This is a genomic window from Streptomyces sp. NPDC092045, assembly GCF_044756005.1.
Lineage (GTDB): Bacteria > Actinomycetota > Actinomycetes > Streptomycetales > Streptomycetaceae > Streptomyces.
Genome location: NZ_JBIVSC010000004.1, coordinates 396,802 through 413,242, shown reverse-complemented (window position 1 = coordinate 413,242; position 16,441 = coordinate 396,802). Strand labels below are relative to the sequence as shown.

Here is a 16,441-nt window from a genome sequence, read left to right as displayed (position 1 = left end):
CGTGCACATACGAAGGAGGCCATTGCCCTGGGTCCTCGCGGTATCCCGTGCGGCAATGGCCTCCTCGTCAGATCTGCGGTCGTCCTGCGCGGGCGCGGACGACTGCTTCAGACCCTACCGGGGTCCGGTGTCCGTCGCGTTCGCGACCGGACTCAGATGCCGACCTTGATGCGGCTGAAGCGCTTCAGGGTGACGCCGGCCTCGTCCAGGATCTGCTGGACGGACTTCTTGTTGTCCAGGGCGTACGGCTGGCCGAGCAGCGTGGCGTCCTTGAAGAAGCCGTTGACGCGACCCTCGACGATCTTGGCGATCGCGGCCTCGGGCTTGCCCTCGGCGCGGGTGGTCTCCTCGGCGATGCGGCGCTCGGACTCGACGACCTCGGCCGGGACGTCCTCACGGGTGAGGTACTTCGGCGCGAAGGCGGCGATGTGCTGGGCGACGCCCTTGGCGACGGCGGCGTCGGCCTTGTCGAACTCGACGAGGACACCGATCTGCGGCGGCAGGTCGGGCATCGTGCGGTGCATGTACGCGGAGACGTAGCCGTCGGCGTACTGCGCGAAGCGGTCGAGGACGATCTTCTCGCCGAGGTTGGCGTTGGCCTCGTCCACGAAGGCCTGCACGGTCTTGCCGGGCTCGATCTCGGAGGCGAGGAGGGCCTCGATGTCGGCCGGGGCGGTCGCGGCCACGTGGGCGGCGAGCGCGTTGGCGACGGCGAGGAACTTGTCGCCCTTGGCGACGAAGTCCGTCTCGCACTTCAGCTCGACGAGGACGCCGGAGGTGTTGTCGTCGGCGATGAGGGAGACCACGGCGCCGTTCTCGGCGGAGCGGCCCTCACGCTTGGCGACACCCTTCTGGCCCTTGATGCGCAGGGCCTCCACGGCCTTGTCGACGTCGCCGTCGGCCTCGTCCAGGGCCTTCTTGCAGTCCATCATGCCGGCGCCGGTGAGCTCGCGGAGCTTCTTGACGTCAGCGGCGGTGTAGTTCGCCATGAGTCTGTTTCTCTCTCGAAGTCTGAAAGATCGGGCGGATCCACGGGAGGACGGCGGGGGCTTCGTGGGCCCCCGCCGTCGTCACCCGAGGATCTGGGTCCTGAAGGGTCAGGCCTGCTCGGCGTCCGCGGCCGGGGCGTCGGCGACGACCTCGGCGGCGACCTCGGACTCGGCGTCCGCGACCTTCTCGGTCTCGGCGGAGGTCTGGACCTCGGCGGCCTCGGCGGCGGCCGGGGCCTCGTCGGCCTTCTTCTCACCCTCGAGCAGGTCGCGCTCCCACTCGGCGAGCGGCTCGCCCTGGGCCTTCTCGCCCGGCTTCGAGTCGCCGGTCGCGGCGCCGGAGCGGGCGATGAGGCCCTCGGCGACGGCGTCGGCGATCACGCGGGTGAGCAGGGTGACGGAGCGGATCGCGTCGTCGTTGCCCGGGATCTTGTAGTCGACCTCGTCGGGGTCGCAGTTGGTGTCGAGGATCGCGACGACCGGGATGTGGAGCTTGCGCGCCTCACCGACGGCGATGTGCTCCTTCTTGGTGTCGACGATCCAGACGGCGCTCGGCACCTTCTGCATCTCGCGGATACCACCGAGGGTCTTCTCCAGCTTGGCCTTCTCGCGGGAGAGGACCAGGAGCTCCTTCTTGGTGAGACCCGAGGCGGCGACGTCCTCGAAGTCGATCTGCTCGAGCTCCTTGAGGCGCTGCAGACGCTTGTAGACGGTGGAGAAGTTGGTGAGCATGCCACCGAGCCAACGCTGGTTGACGTACGGCATGCCGACCCGCGTCGCCTGCTCGGCGATGGCCTCCTGGGCCTGCTTCTTCGTACCGACGAACATGATGGAGCCGCCGTGCGCGACGGTCTCCTTGACGAACTCGTAGGCGCGGTCGATGTACGACAGCGACTGGAGCAGGTCGATGATGTAGATGCCGTTGCGCTCGGTGAAGATGAAGCGCTTCATCTTCGGGTTCCAGCGACGGGTCTGGTGACCGAAGTGGACGCCGCTCTCCAGCAGCTCCCGCATCGTGACGACGGCCATGGCCGTATCTCCTTGGGTTTCTCGGTTGTGTTCCTGACGCCCCGGCGCGCCATGCCCACGAGGGACCGAAAGGCGCTGCCACCGCCTGAGGACCGTGGCGGGGCGTGCGAAGTCGACCCGGTGTCCCGAGTCGCCATAGGAAGTGTACGGGACCCCGGGGGCGGCGGGTGACGGCGCTGTCCACAACCGGTGAGTAGTCCACAGAAACCGTCCGCGGGCCCCACGAACCGGACGCCGGGGAGAGCCTTCCCCCATGCGCTTCGCGACGACCTGGCTCACGACCCTGCTCCTGGCCCTCGGCCCCTTCTGGCCGGTGGGCGGCCCGCCCCCGCCCGAGATCGTCCGCGGCTGGCAGCCCCCACCGGGCCCCTACGCCGCGGGCCACCGCGGCGTCGACCTCGCCGCACCACCGGGCACTCCGGTCCTGGCCCCCGCGGCGGGCACGGTCACCTTCGCGGGTCCGGTCGGCGGCCGGGGCGTCCTCACCCTGGCCCTCCCGGGCACGGGCTCTCCCCCGCTGCGCACGACCTTCTCCCCGGTGACCCCGCTGGTCCCGGCCGGCACCACCGTCGCCGCGGGCACCCCGGTCGCCCGGGTCGCCCCGGGCACCCACTGCCCGGAGACCTGCCTCCACTGGGGCCTCCTCAAAGGCGACCGGTACCTGAACCCGCTGCTCCTGACGAAACGGGGACCGTCGCGGCTGCTGCCGCTGGGGTGAGTTCGGGGTGGGTTCGGGGTGGGGGGGGTGGGGGCGGGGGGCGGGGGGGGAGGGAAGCCCCCGGTTTTTTCGAGCGGTCAGGCCGGGGAGCCGTTGACCCCGTGGAGGGCCATCGTGACCGCCGCCTCGGTGATCTCCGCGGGGTCCTCGGCCGCGCCGAGTTCGAGGCGGCGGACGGCCGCGTCGACGACGCCCTGGAGGAGCATGGCGCCCAGGCGGGGCCGGGGCTGTCCCAGGGCGGCGAGGGCTTCGACGACCATGGTGACGAGGCCGCCGTGGGCGGCGCGGATCTTCTCGCGGGCGCCGTCGTCCAGCTCGCCGGCGGAGATGGCGACGACCGCGCGGTGGCGCCGGTCCCCGACCAGCTCCAGCTGCTTGCGGACGTATGCCTCGACCTTGTCCTGGGGCGTCTCCGCGTCGGCCATGGCCAGCTCGACCTCGGCGGCCCAGACCGGGAAGTCGACGGCGCACAGCTCCTCGACGACGGCGGCGCGCGATCGGAAGTACTCGTAGACCGACGAGCGGGCGAGGCCCGTGCGCTCGGCGAGTGCGGGGAAGGTCAGCGCCTCCGTCCCGCCCTCGGACAGCAGGGAACGCGCGGCGTCCAGCAGGGCGCCGCGCTGCATCGTCCGGTGCTCGGCCACGGAGGCCGCTCGAATCCTGGGCACGGCTCCACTGTACGACCGGACCGCGGCGCTCAGCGTCCCACGTCGGCCAGCTTGGCCCGGAGCTGGAGGACGGATTTGGTGTGGATCTGGCTGACGCGGCTCTCGGTGACGCCGAGGACGTGGCCGATCTCGGCGAGCGTGAGGCCCTCGTAGTAATAGAGGGTGACGACCGTCTTCTCGCGTTCGGGGAGCGTATTGATGGCGCGGGCGAGCAGGCGGCGCAGCTCGCGGTCCTCGGCGATCTCGACGGGGTTGTCGGCGGCCGTGTCCTCCAGCGTGTCCATGAGGGAGAGCCGGTCGCCGCCCTCGCCTCCGACGTGCAGCAGCTCCTCCAGGGCGACCACGTTGGCCAGGGACAACTGGCTGAAAACCGAGTGCAGTTCCTCCAGCGTGATGTCCATCTCCGCGGCGACCTCGCTCTCGGAGGGGGTGCGGCGGAGCTGGGCCTCCAGGGTGGCGTAGGCGCGTTCGACGTTGCGCGCCTTCTGGCGGACGGAGCGCGGGATCCAGTCGAGGGCGCGGAGTTCGTCGATCATGGCGCCGCGGATGCGGGTGATGGCGTACGTCTCGAACTTGATGGCGCGCTCGACGTCGAACTTCTCGATGGCGTCGATGAGGCCGAAGACGCCGGAGGAGACGAAGTCGGCCTGTTCCACGTTGGACGGCAGCCCGACGCTGACCCGTCCCGCGACGTACTTGACGAGGGGCGAGTAGTGCAGGATCAGCTGCTCCCGCAGCCGCTCGTCGCCCGTGTCCTTGTACGACCGCCACAGCTCGTCGAGGGAGGTCGGTGCGGGCGGTCGCACGGTGCCCCGGGCTGCTGGGGGCACCGCAGCGCGGTCAGACCCGGAGGTGTGCTGGGGCATGCGTTGCCTTGAGCCGTTCTGCTGTCGGGTGTGTCGGGGTGGGTGCGGGGGTCGTGGAGGGAATCCCGGTGAGCGTAGCGTGAGTGCGCCGTCGCGGTGAGCGAACAACGGTGGATCGCGCCGCTCCGGGTGGACGCCGTCGACCGCATCTTCGAACGGGGGCCGTGGCGCGGGTCGGCCCCTCGGGTGCGGCCGAGAGGGCTCGGTCGTTCATCGCCTTCACCTTTTCACCCGAATGCTCCGGGTCAAGTACCGCCTCGCCGCGCGTTCGACGCTTGTGTGGCGGTGTTCGTCAACCGCCATCCGTCTCCGTACCGTTCGACGAAGCCGAGGGAGTGGAGTTCGTACAGCTTGGCGAGGGTCTCGTCGGGATGGGTGCCGGCGCGGCGGGCGATGGCGGTGGTCGCGGTCGGACCTCGGGCGGGTACGGCCTCCAGGACGTGTGCCGTGGCGGGGGCCAGGAGGTCCCGGGGCAGGACGGGTCCCCGGCGCTCCGGGGCGAGCTGGCCCATCTCCCCGACGAGTTCGACGATCTCCTCAGCGTCGGTGACGAGGGTGGCGTCCCCGCGCAGGAGTTCGTGGACGCCCGCGGAGAGCGCGCTGGTGACCGGTCCGGGCACGCCCATGGTGTGGCGGCCGAGCCGGGCGGCGGCGCGGGCGGTGGAGAGGGAGCCGCTGCGGTGCTGCGCCTCGACGACGACGGTCCCGCGGGTGAGGGCGGCGATGACGCGGTTGCGGAGGATGAAGCGGCTGGGGGTCGGATGGCTCTCGGGCGGCAACTCCCCTACGACGAGGCCCTGTTCGGTGATGCGCCGGATGAGCCGGTCATGGCCCCGGGGGTAGGGGGCGTCGACGCCGCAGGCGAGGACGGCGACGGTGGCGCCGTCGGCGGCGAGGGCTCCCCGGTGGGCGGCGCCGTCGATGCCGTAGGCGGCCCCGGAGACGACGACCCAGCCCTTTCTCGCGAGGCCGGTGGCGAGGTCGGTGGCGGTGTGGGCGCCGTAGGGGGTGCAGGCGCGGGCGCCGACGAGGGCGACGGAACGCAGGGCCCAGGTGCGCAGGTCGGCGGGGCCCCGGAGCCAGAGGCCGATGGGGCGGGCGTCGCCGAGGTCGTCGAGCTGCCGGGGCCATTCGGTGTCGCCGGGGACGAGGAAGCGGCCGCCGAGGGCGTGGACGGTGTCGAGGTCGCGGGCGGGTTCGGCGGCGGTGGCGCGCAGACGCCAGGAGGTGACGCGTTTGCGACCGGTGCCGGGGAAGGGGTCCTCGCCGGATCGGGAGCCTCCGGGGCAGGGGCATCCGGGGCAGGCGCCGTCGGGGTGAGCGGCGTCGGGGCGGGGATCGCCCGTGGAGCGGGAGTCGCCCGCGTGGCGGGGGCGGTCGCCGGTACGGGTGTGGTCGCCGGTACGGGTGTCACCGTGGGTACGGACGTCGCCGTCGGGCCAGGTGCCGTCGTAGGGGCGGAGGAGTCGTTCGAGGAAGCCGACGGCTCCGTACCGGCGGATCCAGCGGCCGGCGTGCTCGTCGCCGGGTTCGACGGTACGGGTGAGAGCGGCGCGGGCGAGCCGTTCGTCCAGGGGCGCGGTGGAGGCCGCGGGCGCGGTGGGGATCATGCGCGGCCCCCCGTTCCGACGGGCACGCCGCGGGCGACGCCGGTGCGCATCTCCAGGGCGAGGGCGACGTCCCGGCCGTCGGGCCGGTCGTGTCCGGCCAGGTCGGCGACGGTCCAGGCGACGCGCAGGACGCGGTCGAGGCCGCGGGCGGTGAGGAGTCCGCGTTCGATGTCGCGTTCGGCTTCGGCGAGGGCTCCGGGAGCGGCGTGGTAACGGGTGCGGAGCTCGTGGCCGGGGATCTCGCTGTTGACCCTCCAGGGGGTGTCGGCGAGGCGGGCGGCGGCCCGGTCGCGGGCCTCGCGGACGCGCGCGGCGACGGCGGCGGTGGTCTCTCCCCTGCCGCCCTGCCCGAGGAGGTCGGCGCGGGTGACGGGCTCGGCCTCGACGCGGAGGTCGACCCGGTCGAGCAGGGGCCCGGAGAGGCGCGCCTGGTAGCGGCGGACGAGCGAGGGCGGGCATTCGCAGCCGGCGCCGTGCAGGGTGTGCCGTCCGCAGGGGCAGGGGTTGGCGGCGAGGGCGAGGAGGAAGCGGGCGGGGAGGCGGACGACGCCGGCGGCGCGGGCGATGACGACGTGCCCGGATTCGAGGGGCTGGCGGAGCGCGTCGAGCGCCTTGCCCGAGAATTCGGGCGCTTCGTCCAGGAAGAGGATGCCCCGGTGGGCGAGGGAGACGGCGCCGGGCCTGGGGAGGCCGTTTCCGCCGCCGACGAGGGACTGCATGGTGGCGGAGTGGTGGGGCGCGCAGTAGGGGGCGCGGCGGACGAGGGGTTCGCCGGGCGGGAGGATGCCGGCGACGGAGTGGACGGCGGTGACTTCCAGGGACTCCTGCCGGGTGAGCGGCGGGAGGATGCCGGGGAGGCGTTCGGCCAGCATGGTCTTTCCCGCTCCGGGCGGTCCGGAGAGCAGGAGGTGGTGGCTGCCGGCGGCGGAGATCTCCAGGGCGCGGCGGGCGTGGTGCTGGCCGGCGACGTCGGCGAGGTCGGGTCCTTCGGCGGGGTCGGCGGAGAGGCCGGTGCCGATGCCGGCGCCGGGGACGAGGAGGCCGGCGAGCATGGCGTCGGGCCGTCCCTCTTCGGTGGGTTCCTCGTCGGGGACGGGTTCGTCGGTGAGGACGGCGATCAGCTGGCGGAGGCTGCGGACGCCGAGGACGGAGACGCCGGGGACGAGCGAGGCCTCGCCGGCGGTCTGTTCGGGGACGACGACCTGCCGGTATCCGGCGTCGGCGGCGGCGAGGACGGCGGGCAGGATGCCGCGGACGGGGCGGACGCGGCCGTCGAGTCCGAGTTCGCCGATGAGGACGAGGTCGGCGATGGTGCGCGGGTCGATGCGCTCGGCGGCGCCGAGGACGGCCGCGGCGACGGCGAGGTCGAAGCCGCTGCCGCCCTTCGGGACGGATGCCGGGCTGAGGCCGACGGTGAGCTTCTTCTGGGGCCATTCGGCGCCGGAGTTGACGACGGCCGCGCGGACGCGGTCGCGGCTCTCGGTGAGGCTCTTGTCGGGCAGGCCGACGAGGGCGAAGGCGGCGACGCCGGGTTCCAGGTCGGCCTGCACTTCGACGACGACGCCCTCGACGCCGACGAGGGCGACGGAGCAGGTGCGGGCGAACCCCATCTCAGGCCACCCCCCGGGCGTGGGTGAGGACGGGGGCGCCCCGGCGGGGCAGGACGACGCCGACGAGGTCGATGCGGACGCCGCCGGCGGGTGCCAAGGTGCCGCTGCGGTCGAGCCAGCAGTCGGCGAGGCGGCGGAGCCGTTCGGCCTTGCGGGGCGTGACGGCGGCCATCGGGTGTTCGTAGGCGCCGTGGCGCCGGGTCTTGACCTCGCAGATGACGAGGGTGTCGCCGTCGTGGGCGACGATGTCGATCTCGCCGGTCCGGCCGCAGCGCCAGTTGCGGGCGAGGACGCGCATGCCGGTCGCGGTGAGCCGGCGGGCCGCCAGCTCCTCCCCGTACCGCCCGAGCGCGCGGGTGGCGCCGGTTCGGGCGATCGTGCCCGTCGCGCCGGTCGTATCAGCCGTATCAGTCGTGTTCATACGGACCACCTCCGTCACCGACTGTGACGGGGTGGGGCGTTCCGTGTGCGGCGCTGTGGACAGGCGAGGGGCTGTGGAGAACTCCCTCACCCGTGGGGGTGACCCATGAGAGGCCCCGTGGGGATGGTCTTTCTGCGGCGCTGCCGCCGCGGTCCTCAGCTGCCGGGGAGTTCGAGGTCGCTCTTGTTGAGCTCCTCGATGTTCACGTCCTTGAACGTGAGCACGCGGACCTGCTTGACGAACCTGGCCGGCCTGTACATGTCCCAGACCCAGGCATCGGCCATGCTGACCTCGAAGAAGACCTCGCCCTGCACCGAGTGCACCTGCATCTCGTAGTCGTTGGTGAGGTAGAAGCGCCGCTCGGTCTCGATCACGTATTTGAACAGGCCGACGACGTCGCGGTACTCCCGGTAGAGCTTCAGCTCCATCTCGGTCTCGTACTTCTCGAGGTCCTCGGCGCTCATGGCATGTTCCCCTTCAGCCGTGCGTCCCCCCATTGTGCGCCAGTCGTGCGCGCCCCTAGACGATTTCCGGGGCGAGGACGACCGGTGCGGGCGGAGGTCCCTCGTCGAGCAGCGTGCGCAGCAGCTCGGCGAGTCTGGTCGGGTACACCGTCTCACGGGCGGCCGACAGTTCGGCGGAGGTCCACCATCTCAGGCCCGAGAGGCTGCGGGTCTCCAGCTCCGTGAGGGTCCGCGGACCGGGCGCCGCACCGGTCCCGCGGGTGCGGGCGAGGTAGTACCACTCGTCCTGGTCCCAGCGGCGCCCGTCGAAGGGGAAGGAGCAGTGCCGGGTCCAGAGGACGGGTCCGAGGTCGACGTCGGTGATGCCGGTCTCCTCCGCGAGCTCGCGCAGCGCCGCCCTGTCCCGGGTCTCGTCGCCCTCCAGGCCCCCGCCGGGGGTGAACCACCACGAGAGGCCGGGGTCCTCGGGCTCGTGGCCGTGCAGCAGCAGGACGCGGTCGTCGGGGTCGAGCAGGACGACCCGCGCGACCTTCCGCACCACGGTCCCCGCATCCACGTCGGCCCGCACCACGGTCTTCCCGTCCGCACCGGTCCGCACCACGGTCTCCCCGTCCGCGTCGACCCGTCCCACGGTCCCCGCGTCCGCACCGGCCCGCACCACGGTCTCCCCGTCCCCGGTCGGCCCCGGCCCCGCCCCCGCACCTCGTATCCGCTCCGTCACACCCCTGTCCTCTCCCCGGCACCCGCACCGGCACCGGAACCGCCACCGGCCCCGGCCCGCCGTCCGCCGGGTCGTCGGCCCAGGAGCCGCGCCACCGGGCCGTACGCGGCCCCCGCGAAGACCAGTATGCCGCCGGCCGCGATCACCGCGAGGAGGGTCGTGAACGGTCCCGGCGCCGAGAGGCCGCCGGGGAAGCCGGCGAAGCCGGCCGGGCGGTCCAGGAGGCCCTTGGCGGGCCAGACGACGGCGTCGACCCGGGCGACGACCGTGGAGCGGGGCACCGAGCCCTGGCCGGCCTCTTCGAGGTGGGTGCGGGAGTCGAGGGAGGTGTGCCGGTCGTCGCCGAGGAGGAAGAGGCCGTCCCCGGGGACCGTCACGGAGAACTCCTTGTCGGAGGCGGTCTTCCGGCCGTCCATGCCGGGCCCGAGGTACGGCTCGTCGACGGCCCTGCCGTTGACGGTGAGCCGGCCGTCCCCGTCGCAGCAGGCGACGGTGTCGCCGCCGACGGCCACGACGCGCTTGACCATGGGCGAGGAGCCCCACAGGGGGTCGTTGAAGACGACGACGTCGCCGCGCTTCACCTCGGACCCGTCGACCCGCTCGGCGAGTACGCGGGAGTTGACGTCGAGGGTGGGGGTCATGGAGTCGGTGGGGACGGTGTACGGCCGGTAGACCAGGGCTCCCCAGACGAACCCGCCGAGGAAGAGCGCACAGCCGACGGCCACGGCCAGCCCCGACAGCACGCTGCCGAGGCGGCCGTGGCCGTCCTTGGTCCCTATGGTTCCGCTCATGTGCACCCCAGAGGTCTGTCGACGGTCCGGGACGGCACACTACCCGCGGGTGGTTACCCGGCGGTATGACGCGCGAGCTGCTTCTTCCGGCGCCACAGCACCAGCGGGAGCGCTCCGGCGACGCTCGCCGCGCCGAGCGGGGCGGCGGCCACCGCCTTGTTCAGGGCGGGGTCGTCGAAGATGCCGGGCACGGGGAGCGTGGCCCAGCGGGTGACCGGCCAGGCGACGACGACGGCGCGGCCCACGACCAGGTCCTCGGCGACGGTGCCGCCGCCGGGGAGCTCCTGGTGGAAGCGGGAGTCCAGGGAGTTCTGGCGGTTGTCGCCCATGACCCAGATGCGGCCCTCGGGGACCTTGATCGGCCCGAAGGAGTCCTGGCAGGGCACGGAGCCGGGGTAGAGGTACGAGGTCTCGTCGAGCGGCACCCCGTTGAGGACGACCTTGCCGCCCTCCTTGCAGGAGACGGTGTCGCCGCCGACCGCGATGACCCGCTTGATGAGGTCCTTCTCCTCGGCGGACGGCATGAGGCCGATGAAGCTGAGGAACTTCTGCACGACGTTCGGCCTGGGCGTCTCCGCGGTCTCCAGCCAGCCGCCCGGGTCGTGGAAGACGACGACCTCGCCGCGCTCGGGCTCGGAGCCGAACCACGGCGTCAGCTTGTCGACGAGGACCCGATCGCCCTTCTTGAGGGTGTTCATCATCGATTCCGAGGGGATCGAGAACGCCTGCACCAGGAAGGTCTTGATCAGCAGCGCGAGCACCAGCGCGATGCCGACGAGGAGGGGCAGCTCCTTCCAGAAGGAGCGCTGCTTCCTGGGAGCCCTGCCGGACCCGCCCGGCTCGTCGTCGCGCGGCGCGCCGTCGCCGTGCGGCACCCTGTCACCGGTCACGTCGTCACCCGTCACGTCGTCGCCCCTGGCCTCGTCGGCCCTCTTCTCGGGCTCATCGTGTCCGGATCGTGCGCCGACGGCCACATCCCCCACATCCACTCCTCAAGTCCGTGCGAACGCCCGCCCCGGAACAGGGACAGGCCCACCACTCCCATAACGAGCAGAAGTTCCGCAGGGGTCGGGAGCCCGGGCAATCCGTTCAGATTCCGCTGGGACACACTATGCGACGGACCGGACGCCCCACCGGAACCCGCACGGGCGTCCGGAACTCCGGCGAAGACGTCCCGCTCCTCCAGGCTCCGCCAGTGGCCGACGGGCCAGGCGATCACCACGGCGCGCCCCACGACCTGCTCCTCCGCGACGGTGCCGTGGTCCTTCTCGTCGAGGTGGAAGCGGGAGTCGGCCGAGTCCGAGCGGTGGTCGCCGAGGACGAAGATCCGGCCCTCGGGCACCTTCACCTCGAAGGGGATGGTGGACGGCGCGTTCCCCGGATGCAGGTACGGCTCGTCCAGCGGTACGCCGTTGACGGTGAGCCGCCCGTCCTCGCCGCAGCAGCGGACGGTGTCGCCGCCGACGGCCACCACCCGCTTGATGAGGTCCTGTTCGTCGGCCGAGGGCAGCAGGCCGATGAAGGTCAGGGCCTGCTTGGCCTGTTTGACGCCCACGGGGTCGTCGGCGGGGGGCACGGGGTCCTGGTGGAGCCAGTTGCCCGGGTCCTTGAAGACGACGACGTCGCCGCGCTGCGGGCGGGAGCCGAACCAGGGGGTGAGCTTGTCGACGAGGACCCGGTCCTGGATCCGGATCGTCTGCTCCATGGAGCCGGAGGGGATGACGAACGCCTGGACGAGGAAGGTCTTGAGGACGAGGGCGATGAGCACGGCGACCGTGACCAGGATCGGGATCTCCCGGATCGCGGAGCGCTGCCGGCGCCGCTTGACCTTGCGGGCGAGCTTGCGCCGCTCGGCCCGGCCGGGCAGTGCGGGCCCCTGCTCGGGCGCGTGACCGGCCCTGCCGGGCGGCCGGCCCCGGCTACCCACGGCTCCCCGTTCCCGGCGCCGCCGGTCCCGTCGGGTGTCCGCCGGCCGGTGGCGCCGGCACGGCGTCGAAGGCGTCCGTGCCCGCCACCCCGCTCCAGCGGCCGAAGGGCCAGGCGATCCAGTCGGCGCGTCCGACGACCTTGTCGACGGGCACCATGCCGCCGCCGGGGCTGCCCAGGTGGTCCCGGGAGTCGCTGGACTGGCTGCGGTGGTCGCCCATGACCCAGAGCCGGTCCGGGGGGACGACGATGTCGAAGGGAACGCTGGAGGGCTGGTCGCCGGGGACCAGGTACCGCTCCGTGACGACGGCGCCGTTGACGGTGAGCCGGCCGTCCTTGTCGCAGCAGACGACCCGGTCGCCGCCGGTGCCGACGACCCGCTTCACGAAGTCGGTCTCGGCGGGCTCGGCGAGTCCGAGGGCGGCCGCCCCGTCGCGCAGCAGGCCGGTGACGGGGTCGCCCCCGGGCTCCTCCCGCACGAAGGAGCCGGTGCCGTCGAAGACGACGACGTCGCCGCGGCGCGGCTCGTCCCCGAAGCGGTACGCCAGCTTGTTCACCAGGATCCGGTCGTCGACCCGGAGCGTCGGCTCCATGGAGCGGCTGGGGATCAGGAACGGCTGCGCCACGAAGTGGCTCAGGAGCAGCAGGAAGACCACGCAGGCGCCGCCCACGAGCGCCGTGCGCCGCCAGGACGGCGCGCGGTCGGAGTCATCGGAGTCCTCGGAGGGCTCGGAGCCCCCGGGGGCTTCGGAGGGGGCGGGGTCCGCGGAGGCCTCGGAGCTCCCGGAGACCTCGGAGCCCTCGGAAACGCGCGCGGAGCGCGGCCCCTCCTCCGTACCGGGAACCCTGTCGGGTTCCGCGTCGGAGGAGGGGCCGCGCTCCGTGTGCTGTGCTTCGGTGTCCATCGCCGGGCAAGCCTATCCGGCCTGCCTGTGAGGGGAACCGGAAGCGCGGTGCGTGCCGGGAGCCGGGGCTCAGCGGTCGCGCTTCTCCTTGATCTTGGCGGCCTTGCCGCGCAGCTCGCGGAGGTAGTAGAGCTTGGCACGGCGCACGTCACCGCGGGTCACGAGCTCGATCTTCTCGAAGATCGGGCTGTTGACCGGGAAGGTGCGCTCGACGCCGACGGAGAACGAGACCTTGCGGACCGTGAAGGTCTCGCTGACGCCCGAGCCCTGGCGGCGGATGACGACGCCCTTGAACTGCTGGATGCGGGAGCGGTTGCCCTCGATGACGCGCACGTGGACGTTGACGGTGTCGCCCGGACGGAAGGCGGGGAGGTCGGAGCGGAGCGAAGCCGCGTTGACCTGGTCGAGCAGGGAGGCCATGGAGGTCTCTTTCCTCGCTGATGCCACAGGTCATCAGCGGTACGTTCGAAGTGGTTTCCGGGGCCGTGCGCTCCTGGCGGCGTCGTTCCCCCTGTGGCAGGGGCGCGCGCCGGACGGACGGCAGCGGCCTATTCTTCCACGTCCTCGACCCTGCGCCAAAATCGGCCGCCGGGCTCGGGTGCCCACCCCATCATGGAGAGGATCTCCCGGTCCTTCTTGTCGAAGGCGGCCGGGTCGCAGCGCTCGATGAGGTCGGGCCGGTGGGTGGCGGTGCGCCGGAAGGCCTCGTCGCGCCGCCAGCGGGAGATCTTCCCGTGGTGGCCGCTGAGGAGGACGTCGGGGATGCCCCGGCCGCGCCACTCGGGGGGCTTGGTGTAGACGGGGCCCTCCAGGAGGTTGGCCATGGCCCCGGGGGCGAAGGAGTCGTCCCGGTGGGACTCGGCGTTGCCGAGGACGCCGGGCAGCAGGCGGGCGACGGCCTCGGTGACGACGAGGACGGCGGCCTCTCCGCCGGCCAGGACGTAGTCGCCGATGGACACCTCGTAGACCGGCATCCGGGTCGCGTACTCGTCCATGACCCGGCGGTCGATGCCCTCGTAGCGGGCCGGGGTGAAGATCAGCCAGGGCCGCTCGGAGAGTTCGACGGCCAGTTCCTGGGTGAAGGGCCGGCCGCTGGGGGTGGGGACGACGAGGGCGGGGCCGTGGGCGCCGCCCTCGTAGCCGTCGGCGAGGGCCTGGTCGAGCGCGTCGCCCCAGGGCCCGGTCTTCATGACCATGCCGGGGCCGCCGCCGTACGGAGTGTCGTCGACTGTGTTGTGCCGGTCGTACGTCCACGCGCGCAGGTCGTGGACGTGGACGTCGAGCTGTCCGCGCGCGCGTGCCTTGCCGACGAGGGAGACGTTCAGCGGTTCGAGGTACTCGGGGAAGATCGTGACGACGTCGAGCCTCATGCCCGCTCCTCGCCGGACTCCTCGGAGGGACCGGCCCCGTCCTCGCGGGAGGAGGCGATCTCGGCGCGGTCGTCGATCAGGCCGGGCGGCGGGTCGATCACGGCCCGCTGCTCCTCCAGGTCGATCTCGGTGACGATCTCCCCGACGAAGGGGATCATCAGCTCGGTGCCGTCGGGGCGTTCGACGATGAAGAGGTCCTGGGACGGCAGGTGGGAGATCTCGGTGATGCGCCCGATCCCGGTGCCGTCGGCGAGGACCACGTCGAGGTCGATGAGCTGGTGGTCGTAGTACTCGTCCTCCTCCTCGGGCATCTCCGTGGGGTCGACCTCGGCGATGAGGAGGGTGTTGCGCAGGGCCTCGGCGGCGGTGCGGTCGCGGACGCCCTCGAAGCGCAGCAACAGGCGGCCGCTGTGGACGCGGCCGGTCTCGATGGTCAGCGGCCCGGTGGAGGCCGGGTCGGTGAGCAGGACGGCGCCGGGGCCGAGCCTGAGCTCGGGCTCGTCCGTGCGCACCTCGACGGTGACCTCGCCCTTGATGCCGTGGGCGCGCCCGATCCGCGCGACTACCAACTGCACTGCTTCACTCTCTCCTGTCACACGGCTCGTACGACAACGGGCCGGGGCGGGCTCGTAAGCCCTCCCCGGCCCGTGCCGGCACAACTCAAGGTGATGCTGCCGAACTTTTCAGCGGACCTGGTCCACGTCGACGAGGTCGACCCGGATCCCACGGCCGCCGATGGCCCCCACGACGGTGCGCAGCGCACGCGCGGTGCGGCCGTTGCGGCCGATCACCTTGCCGAGGTCGTCGGGGTGCACCCGGACCTCCAGCACGCGGCCCCGGCGCAGGTTGCGCGAGGCGACCTGCACCTCGTCGGGGTTGTCGACGATGCCCTTCACGAGGTGCTCGAGAGCCTCCTCGAGCATGATCAGGCCTCGGTCGACTCGGTGGACTCGGCCTCGGCCTCGTCCGCCTTCTTGTCGGCCTTCTTGGCCTTCGGGGTGATGGCCTCACCCTTGTCGTCGCCGCCCTCGAGGGTCTTCGCGAACTCGTCGAACGAGGCGCGCTTCGCCTCCTTCGTGGCGGGGACGAGCAGGGCCTTCTCGGGGGCCGGGAGGCCCTTGGCCTTCTGCCAGTCGCCGGTGAGCTTCAGGATGGCGAGGACCGGCTCGGTCGGCTGGGCGCCGACGGACAGCCAGTACTGCGCACGCTCGGAGTCGACCTCGATACGCGACGGGTTGTACGTCGGGTGGTAGAGGCCGATCTCCTCGATCGCGCGACCGTCACGGCGGGTGCGGGAGTCGGCGACGACGATGCGGTAGTGCGGCTGGCGGATCTTGCCGAGGCGCTTGAGCTTGATCTTGACTGCCACTGGAGTGGTGTCTCCTGGTCTTGACGTGGTTGGGCACTTGAGATGCCACGTGGGGTTGCGGTACTCGGATGCCCGATGGACGCGTCAGCCGGAGGAGAGAGGGGTCCTGTGCGACTGTCGAGTACAGCTAGCCATTGTGCCACACGCCGCGGGGTCAGTTGGCGGCGCCCACCGTCTCCGGGATGCGGAAGGGCTTGCCGCAGCCGCCGCAGACGATCGGGGCCTGGGCCAGCACCGACGGCACCACGCGCACGTTGCGCCCACAGTCGCAGACGGCCTTGACCCGCACGCCGCCGCCCGAGGAGCCGTGCCGGGCGGCCGGTCCGCGGAAGGAGCGCTTGGTGTCGGCGGCCGTGGCGACCGTGTGGGCCTTGAGGGCGCGCTGGAGCCGTTCGATGGTGGGCCGGTAGCGCCGCCTGGCCTCCGCGTTGAGCGTGACCAGGGAGAAGCCGCTGCTGGCGTGCGGCTCCTCGGGGTGGTCGAGGCCCATCTCCTCGGCGATCGCGAGGAAGCGGCGGTTGTGGTAGCGGCCGGCGCGGGAGGTGTCGCGGACACCTCTGGCGGCGGCGATGCCGTGGACTGCCTCGTGGAGGAGTCGTTCGAAGGAGAGCTCGGCGCCGCAGGCGGACGAGGACTCTCCGATGAGGGATTCGGGCGCGGCAAGGTCGGGCAGCTCGGGGTGGTGCCGCTGAATGTCGGCCCACGCCTGTGCCAGCTCTGCGGCGAGAACAGGTGGTGTCGTGCTCACGTCGGGTACAACGAGCCGGGGTGCCCCCGGGTTCCATTCCGGGGCATCCCAAATATTTTGCACTTACCAGTCAGTTTGCGGGTGATGCGTCCCGACGAGGGCCAGTGCGCCGAACTGCGGAGAAGCCGCGCGGGAGGCGTCAAGCCCGTACGTAGGGGCGCATACGCCCCGGCGCGCGGGGCGTCTGCGCACCGCCCCCGCCCGAAGGGCCCCGGCGCGCGGGCCCTCCTTCGTTC

At 72.3% G+C, this 16,441-nt stretch carries 19 protein-coding genes and 1 pseudogene; 1 reads left to right on the top strand and 19 read right to left on the bottom strand.

The features are described from left to right. Window positions 1–152: 152 nt before the first annotated feature. Together tsf and rpsB are read right to left on the bottom strand one after the other, a co-directional pair. Entirely contained in the window at window positions 153–989 is an 837-nt protein-coding gene (tsf, locus tag ACIQKA_RS15320) for a translation elongation factor Ts (RefSeq protein ID WP_383157363.1), read from the bottom strand. A 108-nt stretch (window positions 990–1,097) separates the two neighbouring features. Next, window positions 1,098–2,018, bottom strand: a complete 921-nt coding sequence (gene rpsB / locus ACIQKA_RS15315) for a 30S ribosomal protein S2 (protein ID WP_383157365.1) — start codon at window positions 2,016–2,018, stop codon at window positions 1,098–1,100. Between the two features lie 253 nt (window positions 2,019–2,271). Between rpsB and ACIQKA_RS15310 the strand changes: the two genes are divergently transcribed. Then, the gene (locus ACIQKA_RS15310; RefSeq protein WP_391095885.1) at window positions 2,272–2,736 is read left to right on the top strand and encodes a peptidoglycan DD-metalloendopeptidase family protein; all 465 of its coding nucleotides are present in this window, start codon (window positions 2,272–2,274) and stop codon (window positions 2,734–2,736) included. Between the two features lie 77 nt (window positions 2,737–2,813). Here the strand turns inward: ACIQKA_RS15310 and ACIQKA_RS15305 are convergent, their stop codons facing one another. The 17 genes and pseudogenes from ACIQKA_RS15305 to ACIQKA_RS15225 form a co-directional block, all read right to left on the bottom strand. Continuing rightward, entirely contained in the window at window positions 2,814–3,362 is a 549-nt protein-coding gene (locus tag ACIQKA_RS15305; RefSeq protein WP_383157395.1) for a TetR/AcrR family transcriptional regulator, read from the bottom strand. A 71-nt stretch (window positions 3,363–3,433) separates the two neighbouring features. Continuing rightward, window positions 3,434–4,270, bottom strand: a complete 837-nt coding sequence (gene whiG / locus ACIQKA_RS15300) for an RNA polymerase sigma factor WhiG (RefSeq protein ID WP_030223055.1) — start codon at window positions 4,268–4,270, stop codon at window positions 3,434–3,436. A gap of 245 nt (window positions 4,271–4,515) precedes the next feature. After that, window positions 4,516–5,880 carry a DNA-processing protein DprA gene (gene dprA / locus ACIQKA_RS15295; protein WP_402541203.1) on the bottom strand — a complete coding sequence of 455 codons (1,365 nt, stop codon included), beginning with the start codon at window positions 5,878–5,880 and terminating at the stop codon, window positions 4,516–4,518. Continuing rightward, window positions 5,877–7,490, bottom strand: coding sequence for a YifB family Mg chelatase-like AAA ATPase (locus ACIQKA_RS15290; protein ID WP_391095879.1), 1,614 nt, complete (start codon window positions 7,488–7,490; stop codon window positions 5,877–5,879). The genes dprA and ACIQKA_RS15290 overlap by 4 nt, the downstream gene beginning before the upstream one ends. Window position 7,491: 1 nt before the next feature. Further along, complete coding sequence (locus ACIQKA_RS15285) at window positions 7,492–7,911, bottom strand: YraN family protein (protein ID WP_391095877.1); 420 nt, start codon at window positions 7,909–7,911, stop codon at window positions 7,492–7,494. 155 nt (window positions 7,912–8,066) lie between these two features. Then, window positions 8,067–8,375 carry a DUF2469 domain-containing protein gene (locus ACIQKA_RS15280; protein ID WP_005311352.1) on the bottom strand — a complete coding sequence of 103 codons (309 nt, stop codon included), beginning with the start codon at window positions 8,373–8,375 and terminating at the stop codon, window positions 8,067–8,069. Between the two features lie 55 nt (window positions 8,376–8,430). Further along, on the bottom strand, window positions 8,431–8,931 hold the full coding sequence (locus tag ACIQKA_RS15275; protein ID WP_390107715.1) for an NUDIX hydrolase: 501 nt from the start codon (window positions 8,929–8,931) through the stop codon (window positions 8,431–8,433). Window positions 8,932–9,092: 161 nt separating this feature from the next. Further along, on the bottom strand, window positions 9,093–9,887 hold the full coding sequence (gene lepB / locus ACIQKA_RS15270) for a signal peptidase I (protein ID WP_391095875.1): 795 nt from the start codon (window positions 9,885–9,887) through the stop codon (window positions 9,093–9,095). Window positions 9,888–9,940: 53 nt separating this feature from the next. Further along, a complete protein-coding gene (lepB, locus tag ACIQKA_RS15265; protein WP_383157400.1) occupies window positions 9,941–10,861 on the bottom strand; it encodes a signal peptidase I in 921 nt (306 codons plus the stop codon). Beyond that, window positions 10,830–11,814: pseudogene (gene lepB / locus ACIQKA_RS15260) on the bottom strand (signal peptidase I). Before lepB (ACIQKA_RS15260) ends, lepB (ACIQKA_RS15265) begins: the two are co-directional and overlap by 32 nt. Further along, complete coding sequence (gene lepB / locus ACIQKA_RS15255; RefSeq protein WP_383432701.1) at window positions 11,807–12,718, bottom strand: signal peptidase I; 912 nt, start codon at window positions 12,716–12,718, stop codon at window positions 11,807–11,809. Before lepB (ACIQKA_RS15255) ends, lepB (ACIQKA_RS15260) begins: the two are co-directional and overlap by 8 nt. 69 nt (window positions 12,719–12,787) lie before the next feature. Then, on the bottom strand, window positions 12,788–13,138 hold the full coding sequence (rplS, locus tag ACIQKA_RS15250) for a 50S ribosomal protein L19 (protein WP_030223083.1): 351 nt from the start codon (window positions 13,136–13,138) through the stop codon (window positions 12,788–12,790). Window positions 13,139–13,266: 128 nt separating this feature from the next. Next, window positions 13,267–14,088, bottom strand: a complete 822-nt coding sequence (gene trmD, locus ACIQKA_RS15245; RefSeq protein ID WP_386369913.1) for a tRNA (guanosine(37)-N1)-methyltransferase TrmD — start codon at window positions 14,086–14,088, stop codon at window positions 13,267–13,269. Next, window positions 14,085–14,663: a ribosome maturation factor RimM gene (gene rimM / locus ACIQKA_RS15240; protein WP_402541198.1), complete on the bottom strand. Its 579-nt coding sequence runs from the start codon at window positions 14,661–14,663 to the stop codon at window positions 14,085–14,087. The genes trmD and rimM overlap by 4 nt, the downstream gene beginning before the upstream one ends. Window positions 14,664–14,771: 108 nt before the next feature. Continuing rightward, window positions 14,772–15,011, bottom strand: a complete 240-nt coding sequence (locus ACIQKA_RS15235) for an RNA-binding protein (protein WP_020868149.1) — start codon at window positions 15,009–15,011, stop codon at window positions 14,772–14,774. A gap of 2 nt (window positions 15,012–15,013) precedes the next feature. Continuing rightward, entirely contained in the window at window positions 15,014–15,457 is a 444-nt protein-coding gene (rpsP, locus tag ACIQKA_RS15230; protein ID WP_366372224.1) for a 30S ribosomal protein S16, read from the bottom strand. Window positions 15,458–15,611: 154 nt separating this feature from the next. Beyond that, entirely contained in the window at window positions 15,612–16,205 is a 594-nt protein-coding gene (locus ACIQKA_RS15225; RefSeq protein ID WP_030223094.1) for a hypothetical protein, read from the bottom strand. Between the last annotated feature and the right edge of the window lie 236 nt (window positions 16,206–16,441).

Excerpts from the sequence above, each read along its gene's own strand:
- tsf (WP_383157363.1), bottom strand. The coding sequence starts at position 989 with ATGGCGAACTACACCGCCGCTGACGTCAAGAAGCTCCGCGAGCTCACC.
- rpsB (WP_383157365.1), bottom strand. The coding sequence starts at position 2,018 with ATGGCCGTCGTCACGATGCGGGAGCTGCTGGAGAGCGGCGTCCACTTC.
- ACIQKA_RS15310 (WP_391095885.1), top strand. The coding sequence starts at position 2,272 with ATGCGCTTCGCGACGACCTGGCTCACGACCCTGCTCCTGGCCCTCGGC.
- ACIQKA_RS15305 (WP_383157395.1), bottom strand. The coding sequence starts at position 3,362 with ATGCAGCGCGGCGCCCTGCTGGACGCCGCGCGTTCCCTGCTGTCCGAG.
- whiG (WP_030223055.1), bottom strand. The coding sequence starts at position 4,270 with ATGCCCCAGCACACCTCCGGGTCTGACCGCGCTGCGGTGCCCCCAGCA.
- dprA (WP_402541203.1), bottom strand. The coding sequence starts at position 5,880 with ATGATCCCCACCGCGCCCGCGGCCTCCACCGCGCCCCTGGACGAACGG.
- ACIQKA_RS15290 (WP_391095879.1), bottom strand. The coding sequence starts at position 7,490 with ATGGGGTTCGCCCGCACCTGCTCCGTCGCCCTCGTCGGCGTCGAGGGC.
- ACIQKA_RS15285 (WP_391095877.1), bottom strand. The coding sequence starts at position 7,911 with ATGAACACGACTGATACGGCTGATACGACCGGCGCGACGGGCACGATC.
- ACIQKA_RS15280 (WP_005311352.1), bottom strand. The coding sequence starts at position 8,375 with ATGAGCGCCGAGGACCTCGAGAAGTACGAGACCGAGATGGAGCTGAAG.
- lepB (WP_391095875.1), bottom strand. The coding sequence starts at position 9,887 with ATGAGCGGAACCATAGGGACCAAGGACGGCCACGGCCGCCTCGGCAGC.
- lepB (WP_383432701.1), bottom strand. The coding sequence starts at position 12,718 with ATGGACACCGAAGCACAGCACACGGAGCGCGGCCCCTCCTCCGACGCG.
- rplS (WP_030223083.1), bottom strand. The coding sequence starts at position 13,138 with ATGGCCTCCCTGCTCGACCAGGTCAACGCGGCTTCGCTCCGCTCCGAC.
- trmD (WP_386369913.1), bottom strand. The coding sequence starts at position 14,088 with ATGAGGCTCGACGTCGTCACGATCTTCCCCGAGTACCTCGAACCGCTG.
- ACIQKA_RS15235 (WP_020868149.1), bottom strand. The coding sequence starts at position 15,011 with ATGCTCGAGGAGGCTCTCGAGCACCTCGTGAAGGGCATCGTCGACAAC.